This window comes from Marinobacter sp. CP1 (assembly GCF_001266795.1).
In the GTDB taxonomy this organism is placed as follows: Bacteria; Pseudomonadota; Gammaproteobacteria; order Pseudomonadales; family Oleiphilaceae; genus Marinobacter; species Marinobacter flavimaris.
The window spans coordinates 3,102,556-3,115,650 of sequence record NZ_CP011929.1 but is presented as its reverse complement, the minus strand read 5'-3'; the positions used below and the strand labels follow the sequence as shown (position 1 = coordinate 3,115,650).

Annotated in this window: 12 protein-coding genes; 4 read left to right on the top strand and 8 right to left on the bottom strand. The window is 60.0% G+C overall.

Annotated features, from left to right (window positions below; genetic code table 11):
- Positions 1–10: 10 nt before the first annotated feature.
- Genes ACP86_RS14345 through ACP86_RS14335 form a run of 3 tightly spaced genes read right to left on the bottom strand, consistent with a single transcriptional unit; the run spans position 11 to position 2,443 of the window.
- The gene (locus tag ACP86_RS14345; protein WP_053114569.1) at positions 11–850 is read right to left on the bottom strand and encodes a thymidylate synthase; all 840 of its coding nucleotides are present in this window, start codon (positions 848–850) and stop codon (positions 11–13) included.
- Positions 847–1,635, bottom strand: a complete 789-nt coding sequence (gene lgt, locus ACP86_RS14340; protein ID WP_053114568.1) for a prolipoprotein diacylglyceryl transferase — start codon at positions 1,633–1,635, stop codon at positions 847–849. Before lgt ends, ACP86_RS14345 begins: the two co-directional genes overlap by 4 nt.
- A 10-nt stretch (positions 1,636–1,645) precedes the next feature.
- Positions 1,646–2,443 carry a sulfite exporter TauE/SafE family protein gene (locus ACP86_RS14335; protein ID WP_041646103.1) on the bottom strand — a complete coding sequence of 266 codons (798 nt, stop codon included), beginning with the start codon at positions 2,441–2,443 and terminating at the stop codon, positions 1,646–1,648.
- A gap of 88 nt (positions 2,444–2,531) precedes the next feature.
- Here ACP86_RS14335 and ACP86_RS14330 point away from each other — a divergent pair, with 88 nt between their 5' ends.
- The 4 genes from ACP86_RS14330 to dxs all read left to right on the top strand — a co-directional run bounded on the left by ACP86_RS14330 (position 2,532) and on the right by dxs (position 6,576).
- Complete coding sequence (locus ACP86_RS14330) at positions 2,532–3,305, top strand: NRDE family protein (protein WP_053114567.1); 774 nt, start codon at positions 2,532–2,534, stop codon at positions 3,303–3,305.
- Positions 3,306–3,360: 55 nt separating this feature from the next.
- Positions 3,361–3,615, top strand: a complete 255-nt coding sequence (locus tag ACP86_RS14325) for an exodeoxyribonuclease VII small subunit (RefSeq protein WP_053114566.1) — start codon at positions 3,361–3,363, stop codon at positions 3,613–3,615.
- Entirely contained in the window at positions 3,615–4,511 is an 897-nt protein-coding gene (ispA, locus tag ACP86_RS14320) for a (2E,6E)-farnesyl diphosphate synthase (RefSeq protein ID WP_014576115.1), read from the top strand. Before ACP86_RS14325 ends, ispA begins: the two co-directional genes overlap by 1 nt.
- A 133-nt stretch (positions 4,512–4,644) precedes the next feature.
- Complete coding sequence (gene dxs, locus ACP86_RS14315; protein WP_053114565.1) at positions 4,645–6,576, top strand: 1-deoxy-D-xylulose-5-phosphate synthase; 1,932 nt, start codon at positions 4,645–4,647, stop codon at positions 6,574–6,576.
- Between the two features lie 74 nt (positions 6,577–6,650).
- On the opposite strand, the gene ribA is transcribed toward dxs, so the two are convergent.
- The 5 genes from ribA to secA all read right to left on the bottom strand — a co-directional run bounded on the left by ribA (position 6,651) and on the right by secA (position 13,027).
- A complete protein-coding gene (gene ribA / locus ACP86_RS14310) occupies positions 6,651–7,265 on the bottom strand; it encodes a GTP cyclohydrolase II (protein ID WP_008176485.1) in 615 nt (204 codons plus the stop codon).
- 134 nt (positions 7,266–7,399) lie between these two features.
- Positions 7,400–7,882, bottom strand: coding sequence for a cyclic pyranopterin monophosphate synthase MoaC (gene moaC / locus ACP86_RS14305; protein WP_008176486.1), 483 nt, complete (start codon positions 7,880–7,882; stop codon positions 7,400–7,402).
- An 87-nt stretch (positions 7,883–7,969) separates the two neighbouring features.
- A complete protein-coding gene (locus ACP86_RS14300) occupies positions 7,970–8,941 on the bottom strand; it encodes a Nudix family hydrolase (protein WP_053114564.1) in 972 nt (323 codons plus the stop codon).
- A 2-nt stretch (positions 8,942–8,943) separates the two neighbouring features.
- A complete protein-coding gene (gene argJ / locus ACP86_RS14295) occupies positions 8,944–10,161 on the bottom strand; it encodes a bifunctional glutamate N-acetyltransferase/amino-acid acetyltransferase ArgJ (protein ID WP_053114563.1) in 1,218 nt (405 codons plus the stop codon).
- Positions 10,162–10,288: 127 nt separating this feature from the next.
- Positions 10,289–13,027 (bottom strand): preprotein translocase subunit SecA, encoded by a 2,739-nt coding sequence (gene secA / locus ACP86_RS14290; RefSeq protein WP_008176491.1) that lies wholly within the window; start codon positions 13,025–13,027, stop codon positions 10,289–10,291.
- Positions 13,028–13,095: the final 68 nt, after the last annotated feature.

Genomic DNA, 13,095 nt, shown 5'->3' with positions numbered 1-13,095 from the left:
CGGGGTTCGGTCAGATGGCAATCGGCGCCTTGATGCCCGGGTAGGGGTCATAGCCCTCAAAGTCGAAGTCTTCCAGTTCGTACTCGAAGATACTCGCGGGTTTGCGTTTGATCACCAACGTCGGCAACGCGCGGGGCTCGCGCTTCAACTGTTCGAAGACGATGTCATCGGTCAGATGGTTCTGGTAGAGATGACAGTCGCCGAAGGTATGCACAAACTCACCGACATCCAGATCACACTGCTGGGCAATCATGTGCGTCAGCAAGGCGTACGAGGCAATATTAAAAGGCACGCCCAGGAACAGGTCGGCGCTGCGCTGGTATAGCTGGCAGGACAGCTTGCCGTCCGCCACGTAGAACTGGAACAGACAGTGGCAGGGCGCCAGCGCCATTCGCCCCTCGCGAACGTTATCCTGGGGACCGATGGACTCATCCGGAAGCTCAGCGGGATTCCAGGCGGACACGATCAGCCTGCGGGAATTCGGTTTGGTGCGAATCTGCTCGATCACTTCGCTGATCTGGTCAACCACCTCGCCATTGGGGCACTGCCAGCTGCGCCATTGTTTGCCATAGATCGGCCCGAGATCACCATTTTCCAATGCCCACTCGTTCCAGATCGAGACTTTGCGCTCCTGAAGCCAGGTGTTGTCAGTGGAGCCGCGGAGAAACCAGAGCAATTCGTAGATGATACTGCGCAGGTGGACCTTTTTGGTAGTTACCAGAGGGAAGCCCTCCTGCAGGTTGAAGCGAATCTGACGGCCAAACACCGACCGGGTTCCGACACCGGTGCGGTCTCCCTTGTCGAATCCGTTATCAACAACGTCTTGCATAAGGTCGAGATAGGCTTTCATCGGGCTTGTCTCCGGTAGGCAATAAACATCAGGGCGGCGCCGGCAACGATCATCGGGAAGGACAGTACCTGTCCCATGGTAAGCCAGTCAAAGGCAAGATAGCCCAGCTGCGGATCCGGCTGACGCACGAATTCCACCAGGAAGCGGAACACGCCGTAGCAGATGAGGAACAGACCGGAAACCGCCATGGTCGGGCGCTGCCGGGATGAGAACCACCACAGGATCACGAACAGGGCAACGCCTTCCAGGGCAAACTGGTAAAGCTGGGAGGGATGACGGGCGAGAGAATCCGGAGCCGTTCGAAACGCCATACCCCAGGCAACGTCAGTGGGCTTGCCCCACAACTCGCCGTTAATAAAGTTGCCGATCCGCCCTGCACCGAGTCCAAGGGGCACCAGCGGCGCCACGAAGTCGGCCAGGCGCCAGAATCCGCTGCCCACCTTGCGGCCATACCACCACATGGCAAACATCACGCCCAGCAAACCGCCGTGGAAAGACATGCCCCCTTCCCAGACCCGCAGCAGCCAGAGCGGGTCCGCCAGGAAGGCGTCAAAGTTGTAGAACAGGACATAGCCGAAGCGGCCGCCCAGGATGACCCCCAGGGCCAGGTAAAACAGAAGGTCGCCCATCTGCTCTTCGTTGATAGGCGACCAAGGCTTGCGGGTGCGAATGCGTCCAAGCCACCAGCCGGCTAGAAAACCGAACAGATAAGTCAGACCGTACCAGTGGATCTTGAGGGGGCCGATGGCAATGGCCACCGGATCAATCTGGGGATGCTGCAGCATCAACTACCTCTCAGCTCAGGAGAAAACGGAGACCCACCAGCAGGAGCATGATGGAGAACGTACGCTTGAGAATCTGCGGGTTCAGCCGATGGGCCAGATTGGCGCCAACCCGGGCAAAGAAAACGCTGGTGAGAATGATACCTATGAGCGCAGGCAGATAAATGAAGCCGGCGCTCAGTTCCGGCACTGCGGGATGATGCCACCCGGTCCAGATGTTACCCAGCGCACCGGACACGGCGATGGGCAGGCCACAGGCAGCAGATGTACCGACCGCCTGCTGCATCCGCACGTTACACCAGCTCAGGTAAGGCACCGTAAGGGTTCCCCCGCCGATTCCGAAAATCGCCGACCCCCAGCCGATAAAACCACCGGCGACGCCGAGGCCTGCCACCCCGGGAACGTCGCGACCCGGCTTGGGGTCAACCTGGAAAAACATTTTCAGCCCCACCAGAATGACAAAAATGCCGATGACCAGTTCGAGCGCGCGCCCGCTCATCAGGGATGCCGTCCAGGCGCCAACCAGGGCGCCGCCAATAATCCCGACCGTCATGGGCCGGAACAGATCCCAGCGCACCGCACCGTGCTTGTTATGGGAGCGAATGGAGCTAACCGAGGTGAACACGATGGTCGCGAGCGAGGTGCCTACGGCCAGATGGGGAATGATATCCGGGTCGATTCCCTGCAGACCAAAGGTGAACATCAACACGGGCACGATAATCAGCCCGCCACCAATGCCGAACAGCCCCGCCACGGTGCCTGCCAGGGCACCGAGGGCCAGATAAGAAGCTATTACGTAAAACAGAGTCATTGTTTGAGCCGCACCCGGGAAACCAAGGCTGGTATGATACACAGCGCAAGAGTCAACTTCATTAAATCCGGGAGCCCACTCCTACACCATGTGCCTGATCGCTTTCGCCGTTGGCCAGAACCCTCATTTCCCATTGGTGGTTGCCGCCAATCGGGATGAATTTTTCCGCCGCCCGACGGCCGCCATGGACTGGTGGACCACCGAATCCGGTACCCGAGTGCTTGCCGGCCGTGACCTGCTCTCCGGTGGCACCTGGCTTGCGATTAATACCGCGGGAGAGGTCAGCGCCGTGACCAACGTCCGGGAAGGGGCACCGGAAACCGGCCGTATCAGTCGTGGTGAACTGCCTTTGCGGGCACTCACTGATTCCCGGGAGCATCTTGAACGCTATCTGCTCGACACCGCCGACCAGTTTTCCGGCTTCAACCTGGTGCAGCTGACCACAGCAGACGGATGGTATTTCAGCAATCGGGATGCCCATCCGGGCCGACAAATCCACCGTGGGGTCTACGGACTGAGCAATCATCTGTTGCAGACGCCCTGGCCCAAGCTTCTGCGCCTCCGGCAGGCTGCGGGAGATACCATTGCCGCCGCCGGACGGGATGCGGCAAAACTGCACAACGAGCTGATTCCGCTGCTCCAGGACAGCACGCCCGCGCCAGACCATATGCTGCCCGATACAGGCGTTGGCCTGGAGACGGAACGCTTTCTGTCGTCGCCATTCATCGTGGGTTCGGACTACGGCACACGGGCAACCACCGTGGTGACCGTTTCAGCCAGCGGTGAAATCGAGGTGACGGAACAGAACTGGGGTCCGGATGCCCGGACCGGTGAACGACGTCACTTCCACTGGCGGCGATAGCGATCTGGCTCTGGTATAATCCGCGAAATTCTGCCACCCGATCGGAGGGCCCCTGATGGCCGGTGAACAAGGCGCCACATCGATAGCTGATTTTGAGAAGTCTCTTGATGAACTGGAAAAGCTGGTTCGCGATCTGGAGCAGGGCGAGCTGTCCCTGGAACAGTCCCTGACGGCGTTCGAGCGGGGTGTAAAGCTGACCCGTGAATGCCAGCAGGCGTTGAAGAGCGCCGAGCAACGGGTCGAACAACTGGTCCAGAACAGCGACGGCACCCTGGAAACCCTCCCGTTCTCACCGGATGATGCTGACTGATGTCCGGAAAGAACCTGCTTGCCTCTGATTTTCTGGAAACCTGCCGGGCCCGCGTCGATGCGGAACTGGACCGGTGCATTACCCGTGATTCCGCCTCTGGCCGGCTGCAGGAAGCCATGCGCTACAGCGTGCTGGGCGGTGGCAAGCGAATCCGGCCGGCACTGTGTCTTGCAGCGGCAAAGGCAATGGGACAAACCGGTGACGAGGCCCTGATCCCGGCCTGCTCAGTGGAACTGATCCACGCCTACTCGCTGATCCACGATGACCTGCCGGCCATGGATGACGATGAATTGCGCCGCGGACGGCCCACTACCCACATTGCCTTCGACGAAGCCACCGCCATCCTTGCTGGCGATGCCCTGCAGGCACTGGCTTTTGGCTGGCTTGCCGAAGCGCCGGGACTGTCTGAATCGGTGCGTCTGATCATGGTCCGGGAACTGGCCCGGGCAAGTGGCCACGGAGGAATGGTTGGTGGCCAGGCCATCGATCTGGAGTCCGTCGGCAAAACCCTGGCCCTGGCGCAACTTGAAACCATGCACCGCCACAAGACTGGCGCCCTTATCGAAACCAGCGTGCGAATTGGCGCCCTGACGGCGCCGTCGGTCGACGAACAGGCCCTGGCTTCCCTGACCCAGTATGCCAAAGCCCTGGGCCTGGCCTTCCAGGTTCAGGATGACCTTCTGGACATCGAGGGCGATACAACGGTCATTGGCAAACCCCAGGGCTCGGATGCCGCCCGCGCCAAACCCACCTACCCCGCCCTGCTTGGCCTGGAAGGCGCCAGGGAGCACCTGGCCAATCTGCTGGAACAGGCCCAGCAAAGTTTGCAGGCGTTTGGTCCCGAAGCAGACCCCCTGCGGGCAATGGCCGATTACGTGGTGGCAAGAACCCATTGAATCCCGGCGCTCCGAAGGCGCACACTGGCCGTAAATATTTTCGTAACAACTGGCCCGCTTTGTGTGAAACAGCTTCCCCTGTTCCCTTATAATGCCAGTCAGTTACTGAACGTACCGGAAAAGACCCGAGCAGATGCAGGACACTTATATTTTCAAGGAAATCCCGTCACAGCGGCCCAATACGCCGCTTCTGGACCGGATTGACGAACCGGCCCAGCTCAGAGAGCTGGCCCCGGAACAGCTGACCCGGCTGGCCCGGGAGCTCAGGGCCTTTCTGTTATGGTCAGTGGGCCAGACTGGCGGTCATTTCGGGGCCGGCCTGGGCGTGCTTGAGCTTACCGTCGCCCTTCACTACGTCTTTGATACGCCGAGCGACCGCCTGGTGTGGGACGTCGGCCATCAGGCCTACCCCCACAAGATCCTGACCGGACGGAAAGAGTCCATGGGAAGCATCCGCCGCAAAGGCGGTCTGGCCGGCTTCCCGAAACGGGCCGAAAGCGACTACGACACCTTTGGCGTCGGCCATTCCAGCACTTCCATCAGCGCAGCGCTGGGCATGGCGATCGCAGCACGCCTGCAGCAGACCGGTCGAAAGAGCATTGCCGTTATTGGTGACGGCGCCATGACCGCCGGCATGGCGTTCGAGGCACTGAACCACGCCGGTCACCTGCACGCCGACATGCTGGTGATCCTCAACGACAATGACATGTCGATTTCCCGGAACGTTGGCGGGCTGTCCAACTACTTTGCCAAACTGCTGTCCAGTCGGACCTACAATCAGGTCCGCGATAGCAGCAAGAAGGTTCTGCAGGGAGCGCCACACCTGATGGCGCTGGCCAAGAAGACCGAGGAACACTTCAAGGGCATGATTGCCCCTGGCACACTGTTCGAGGAACTGGGGTTCAACTACATCGGCCCAATCGATGGCCACGATCTGCCCCTGCTGGTGGAAACCCTGGAGAACATCCGCGAACTTGAAGGTCCGCAGTTCCTGCATGTGGTGACGACCAAAGGCAAGGGTTTTGCCCCGGCTGAAGCCGATCCGATCGGCTATCACGCCATCAACAAGATCGAGCCGGTTCCACCCAGTAAACCCGAACCGGTCAAGCCGAAACCGAAGAAGCCCAAATATGCCAACGTCTTCGGGCAATGGCTGTGCGATTCCGCCGAACAGGATGAGCGCGTGGTGGGCATCACCCCGGCCATGTGTGAAGGCTCGGATCTGCTGGCATTCTCACAGCGCTTCCCGGAACGCTACTTCGATGTCGCCATCGCCGAACAGCACGCAGTCACGCTGGCCGCAGGGCTCGCCTGTGACGGCGCCAAGCCGGTGGTCGCCATCTACTCGACGTTCCTGCAGCGGGCTTACGATCAACTGATTCACGATGTCGCTATCCAGAACCTGGATGTGCTGTTCGCGATTGATCGCGCAGGCCTGGTCGGTGAAGACGGCCCGACCCACGCTGGCGCTTTCGACATCAGCTACCTGCGCTGCGTGCCGAACATGGTGGTGATGACACCATCGGACGAAAATGAAACCCGCCAGATGCTCCAGACCGGCATGCTCTACGAAGGACCGGCATCGGTGCGCTACCCGCGTGGCACAGGCCCCGGTGCCGAAATTCAGCAGGAACTGACGCCGCTTGAGATTGGCAAGGGCCGCCGGATTCGCAACGGCAAAGGTGTTGCCATCCTCAACTTTGGCACCCTGCTGGCGCCTGCTCTGGAGGCCGCAGAAGCCATCGGCGCGACGGTCGCAGACATGCGTTTCGTAAAACCCCTGGATGAAGAACTGGTGCTGGAGCTGGCCGAGCAGCATGAACTACTGGTGACCCTGGAAGAAAACGCCATTGCCGGTGGTGCAGGCAGCGCCGTGACCGAATTCCTGAACAGCCGCCTGGTTACCATGCCGGTACTTCAACTGGGCCTGCCCGATACCTTTATGGACCACGGCAAGCACGGCGAGCTGCTGGCCGAATGTGGCCTGGACGCCGCAGGTATTGAATCGTCTATCCGCACGCGGATCGAGACCCTGCGCCACCAGAACCTGAAAGCCGTCAAATAGACGGAACACAAACCTGAGAATGCAAAAAGCCCGCGGAGTTCGCGGGCTTTTTCGTATGTGGCGACAAATCCAGCTCAGATTTCCGGATCGTCATCCTGATGGGTCTCCAGCCAGTGGCCGAGCTTGCTCTGCTTGGTATCGAGGTAGTGTTCATTGTGGGGGTTGCGGCCCACGTGCAGAGGTACCCTTTCCGTAATGTCGATGCCGTAGGAGGAGAGCGCTTTGACCTTTCGGGGATTATTGGTCATCAGCCTCAGGCTCCTGATACCGAGATGCTCCAACATGTCCTTGCACATGCTGTAATCACGAAGATCGGCCGCGAAACCCAGACGCTCGTTGGCCTCTACCGTATCAGCGCCCTGATCCTGCAGATGGTAGGCGCGGATCTTGTTCAACAGGCCGATTCCCCGACCCTCCTGACGCAGATACATGAGGATACCCCGACCTTCCCGGGCAATGCTGCGCAGCGCCTCTTCCAGCTGGTAGCCGCAATCACACCGCATGCTATAGAGGGCGTCGCCGGTCAGACATTCGGAATGCGTGCGGGCCAGCATGGGTTCGTCGCTATCCAGGTCGCCGAGAGTCAGGGCAACGTGTTCCTTTCCGGTGTCCGGTTCTTCAAAGCCGTGCATATCAAATACCCCGAACGGGGTCGGCAACCGGCAGGTCTGGATGTAACGAACAGCCACAGTGTTTCCTCGTGGTTCAGTCAATCGGGCCGCGCATTCTATCACGGGCCCGCCCGCTTGGCGTAGTCTCGGCACTGTCGCTCCTCCGGAGTGGTCTTGGTAACCAACACTTACGAGCGCGGCGGTCCGCCAGATCAGGCTTTATCGGCGACCCAGTGGCCACTGCGGCCGCCTTTCTTCTCCAACAGACGCACGGAATCAATCTCCATGCCACGATCGACCGCCTTGCACATGTCGTACAGGGTCAGTGCCGCCACGCTTGCCGCGGTTAACGCCTCCATCTCGACACCGGTCTGGCCGGACAGTTTGCAGCGGGTCAGAATATGTACAGATGCCCCGTCGTCGCCCGGAGTCAGTTCAACTTTCACAGACGTCAGGTTCAGCGCATGACACAAGGGAATCAGATCATGGGTTTTCTTTGCGGCCATGATACCGGCGATGCGGGCAACAGCCAGGACATCCCCTTTGGGATGCTCACCCTCAATAATCATGTTCAGGGTTTCCGGCGCCATGCGGATGGTAGCTTCAGCGCGGGCCTCGCGTTCGGTGGCCGCCTTGTCGGTCACGTCCACCATGCGGGCTTCGCCCTTGTCGTCGAGATGGGTCAGTTTACTCACGGTCTCTCCCGGAATCGGTTGTGCAAGATGGTGAAAAATGCAGGAACGACAGCATAACAGACATGGCCACGGCGTCGCTGACAAGTGTCAGCTTTGCGGCCACCAGAAGCGGATTCCGGCGATGCCCTGACCGCCCCGCTGGCGAGCCTCGCGGAGATCGCCGGGCGACAAACCGCCCAGGGCAAATACCGGAAGCACCGCTTCCGACACCAGGTCGGCAAAGACCGACCATCCCAGGGTCGGCGCACCCGGATGGCTCTCGGTCGGCTGGACTGGCCCCAGGGTCACGTAGTCCGCTCCGATAGCCTTCGCATGATCGATCTCCTGCCTGTCATGGCAGGAAACCCCCAGCCAGACATCTTCCGGAACCGGTCTCGCCGAGAGCTTGGTCGCCTCGCGCCAGGGCAGGTGTAGCCCATGGGCGCCGGGTATAGCGCGGAATACCTCCGGTCCACCGTGCACAATCAGGGCAGCTCCGGCCTTTTCACAAATCGGCAATGCGTTCGCCGCCAACTCCCGATAGGCCAGCGGTCTCAACGCCGGAGCCCGGAGCAGCACTAGCGGTGGTCGAGCGGCGCTAAGACCCTCCTGCAGGTGCGCAAGGGCTGGCTCCAGGCCATTCTCGGAACCGGTGATTGCCAACTGCCGGGGCAGACGCAGAGCGCGAATGATCGGCCGGTTGGCGGCGGGGAAATCCTCATCCCGAAGCTGCTCCGGGGTCAGCCATTCCACGGGCTGCCCCTCACATCCCCTTGCCTCGCCCTCGGCAGCGCTAGTTTCCCAGACGTCCAGGAAAACCCGCTTGTCGCCATAATCGTGCCGAATACCGATAACAGGCTCCAGGGAACTCTCCGGCACGTGAAGACCGGTTTCCTCGGCAATTTCGCGCACAAGCGCCACCTGAACCGTCTCGCCAGGCTCCACCTTGCCACCGGGAAACTCCAGTAAGCCCCCCTGGTGAACGTGGTCTGGCCGTCGGGCGATCAGCACCCGGCCATCACGGACGATGACCGCCACGGCAACGTGAACCTCTTTGACCGACGCCTCTCTGGCAGACATGCTCAGGTACGATACTCGGCGTTGATAGTCACGTAATCGTGGGAGAAATCGCAGGTCCACACCGTTTCCCGAACATCACCCCGCTTGAGGTCGATGGCAATGGTGATCTCTTCCCGGTCCATCACGGCCTGCCCGCGGGCTTCCGAGTAATCCTCGGCCCGGCCACCGTTGCGGACCAGGCAGACATCGCCCAGATAGATTTCAAGGGCATTGAGGTCCAGTCCTTCGACACCGGCGCGACCAACCGCCGCCAGAATCCGGCCCCAATTGGGGTCCGAGGCGAACAGTGCGGTCTTGACCAACGGCGAATGCGCCACGGTATAGGCAACGTCCAGAGCCTCCTGCTGACCAGCCGCTCCGCTGACGTCGATGGTGACAAACTTGGTTGCTCCTTCGCCGTCGCGGACAATGGCGTGGGCCAGTTCCAGATAGATTGCCTGCAAGGCCTCCCGCAGCTTCGGCAGCGCCGCGCTGGAGGCCGTGATCTCGGGGCCGGAATACTGGCCGCTGGCCATCAGCATGCAGGCGTCATTGGTAGAGGTGTCGCCATCGATAGTGATGCGGTTGAAGGACTTTTCCCCCAGTTCCGAGGCAAGCGTCTGCAACAGTTCCGGCGCAATCCGGGCATCGGTGGCAATAAAACCGAGCATCGTCGCCATGTTGGGACGAATCATGCCCGCACCCTTGCTGATGCCCGAGATGGTTACCGTGTGACCATCCAGCTCAATCTGACAGGAAGCGCCCTTGGGGCGGGTGTCCGTGGTCATGATGCCACTGGCCGCTTCAGCCCAGCGATTCTCTGCAGTGTTCGCCAAAGCCTCCGGAAGCGCGCCAACGATCTTCTGGACCGGCAACGGCTCGCCAATCACCCCCGTGGAAAACGGCAGAATTTCGGCTTCCGTGACGCCCGCCTGCTTTGCCAGGGCCTGGCAACAGGCCATAGCATCCCGCATACCTTGCTCACCAGTACCGGCGTTGGCATTGCCCGTGTTGATCAAGAGGTACCGGGGCGAGGTCTCGGCCAGATGCCGGCGGCTGAGGGTAACCGGCGCTGCACAGAACTGGTTTTTCGTGAAGATACCGGCAACCCGGCTTTCCGGGGCCAGCTCGAAAACAACCACGTCCTTACGTCCCGGCTTCTTTATACCGGCACTGGCTATGCCGACCTTGATTCCGGCTACCGGATAAAACTCAGGTAAGGTTCCCGGACCTACCGCCATTCTGCCACTCCTCTTGTCTGGGGGTGCGCTCGAGGTAACACACGACCCGCTGAAAACGAAAAAACCCGCATCCCACCAGTTGTGGCTGGCAGAGTGCGGGTTCCGATGGTGCGGTCAGTGCTCTGAATCAGCTGACCTTGCCATGACACTGCTTGTACTTCTTGCCGGACCCGCAGGGGCAGGGTTCGTTTCGACCCACCTTGCGCTCCTGTCGAACGAAGGTTTCCGGAGTCGACTGCCGGGCTTCGTCAGCCTCACCCTCACCCTGGCTCTGGGCCGTGGCGCTGGTTTCGTCGTGGCGCAGACGGGCCTTTGCGAGCTCTTCTTCCAGCTCCTGTTTGCGACGGCGCTCGACTTCTTCCATCTCCTCACGGCTCTGGACACGCACGTGGCAAAGTACCCGGGTAACATCCCGCTTCATGGTATCAAGCATGGTTTCAAACAGGTTGAACGCCTCGCGCTTGTACTCCTGCTTGGGGTTCTTCTGGGCATAACCCCGCAGATGGATACCACGGCGCAGATGGTCCATGTTGGAAAGATGCTCTTTCCAGAGGGTATCGAGCACCTGCAGGAACACCTGCTTCTCGAACTTGCGCATGGCCTCGGAACCGGCAATCTCTTCCTTGGCCTGGTAGGCAGCCACGATCTCGTCGAGAATCTTCTGGCGCAGGTTTTCTTCGTACAGCTTGTTGTCTTCTTCCAGCCACTTCTGAACCGGCAGATCAATCGCCATCTCCGACTGGAGCTGTGCTTCCAGCCCGGCGACGTCCCATTGTTCCGGCATACTCTGGGGCGGAATGTATTCACTGATCAGCGAGTCGACAACGTCTTCCCGAATGGTCGTCACCATGTCCGAAATGTCGTCGGAAGACATGACTTCGTTGCGCTGGTCGTAGATAACCGTGCGCTGGTCGTTGGCCACGTCATCGTATTCCAGCAGGGTCTTACGCATGTCGAAGTTGCGACCTTCCACCTTGCGCTGGGATTTCTCGATCGCGTTGGTCACCATCCGGTGCTCGATGGCCTCCCCCTTCTTCATGCCCATGGCCTGCATCAGGCTCTTCACCCGGTCTGGGGCAAAGATGCGCATGAGGTTGTCTTCCAGAGACAGGAAGAACCTTGAGGAGCCAGGATCACCCTGACGCCCGGCACGACCGCGAAGCTGGTTGTCAATTCGACGGGATTCGTGACGCTCGGTACCAATGATGTGCAGACCACCGGCCTCCAGCACCTGATTGTGACGCTCGGTCCACTCGGCCTTGGCCCGGGCAATCTCCTCTTCTGAGGGATTGTCCATGGCGGCAACTTCGTGTTCCCAGTTACCGCCCAGCACGATATCAGTACCACGGCCGGCCATGTTGGTGGCGATGGTGACCGCCCCGGGGCGGCCCGCCTGGGCAATGATATGGGCTTCGGATTCGTGCTGCTTGGCGTTCAGGATCTTGTGTTCGATCCGCGCCTTCTTGAGCAGCATGGAGAGCAGTTCGGAGGCCTCGATGGAGGCGGTACCGACGAGAATCGGACGTCCTTCGGCAGTGACATCCTTGATCTCGTCAATAATGGCGTGGAATTTCTCTTCCTGGGTCAGGTAGACCAGGTCGTTGTAATCGGTCCGCTGGATCGGTTTGTTGGGAGGAATGACCACCACATCGAGGCCGTAGATCTGGCGAAACTCGAAGGCTTCGGTATCTGCCGTACCGGTCATGCCGGCCAGTTTGTCGTACAGCCGGAAATAATTCTGGAAGGTGGTCGATGCCAGCGTCTGGCTTTCGGCCTGAATCTTGACGCCCTCTTTGGCCTCAACGGCCTGGTGCAGACCTTCACTCCAGCGACGACCCGGCATGGTACGACCGGTATGCTCGTCGACGATGACCACCTGGCCGCCCTGGACGATATAATCCACGTCTTTCTGGAACAGGTGGTGGGCCCGCAATGCTGAGTGCACATGGTGCAACAGGCTGAGGTTGGCGGCGGAATAGAGGCTTTCACCTTCCTTCAGAAGGCCACGCTCAAGCAGCAGCTCTTCAACCTTCTCGTGACCGCTCTCTGTCAGCTCGACCTGGCGGGATTTCTCATCGATGGTGAAGTCACCGGTCGGCTCTCCTTCCTCAGGCACTTCGCCCTTTTCGAGGTTGGGGATCAGTTCATTGATGGCCTGGTACAGCTTTGAACTGTCCTCGGCTGCCCCGGAGATAATCAGCGGCGTTCTGGCTTCGTCGATCAGGATGGAGTCCACCTCGTCCACGATCGCATAGTTCAGCCCGCGCTGGACCTTGTCTTCGGTACTGAACGCCATGTTGTCGCGCAGGTAGTCGAAGCCGAATTCGTTGTTGGTACCGTAGGTAATATCGGCCTGGTAGGCTGCCCGCTTTTCCTCCGCTGGCTGGCCCGAGGCCACGACACCCACCTGCATGCCCAGGAACCGATAGAGCTTGCCCATCCAGTCGGCATCACGACGGGCCAGGTAATCGTTCACGGTAACCACGTGGACACCCTTGCCGGACAACGCGTTGAGGTACACAGAAGCGGTAGCAACCAGCGTCTTGCCCTCACCGGTCTTCATTTCCGCGATCCGGCCTTCGTGCAGGGTGATACCACCGATCAGCTGGACGTCGTAATGACGCATGCCCATAACCCGGCGGCCCGCTTCACGCACGGTTGCGAAGGCTTCCGCAAGAAGCGCATCCAGGGATTCGCCTTCGTCGATCCGACGACGAAACTCCGCGGTCTTACCCTGCAACTCGGAGTCGGACAGATTGCCATATTGCTCTTCAAGCTCGTTAATGCGCATGACCGTCTTGCGCATTCTCTTGATTTCTCTGGCGTTTTTACTGCCGAACATCTTGGTTGCAAGCTTTGTGAACATAGACCACTGCTTCTTTGATTAAACGGAGGAAGCCGGCATTCTAACCTTATTTTGTAACAGGACAAAAG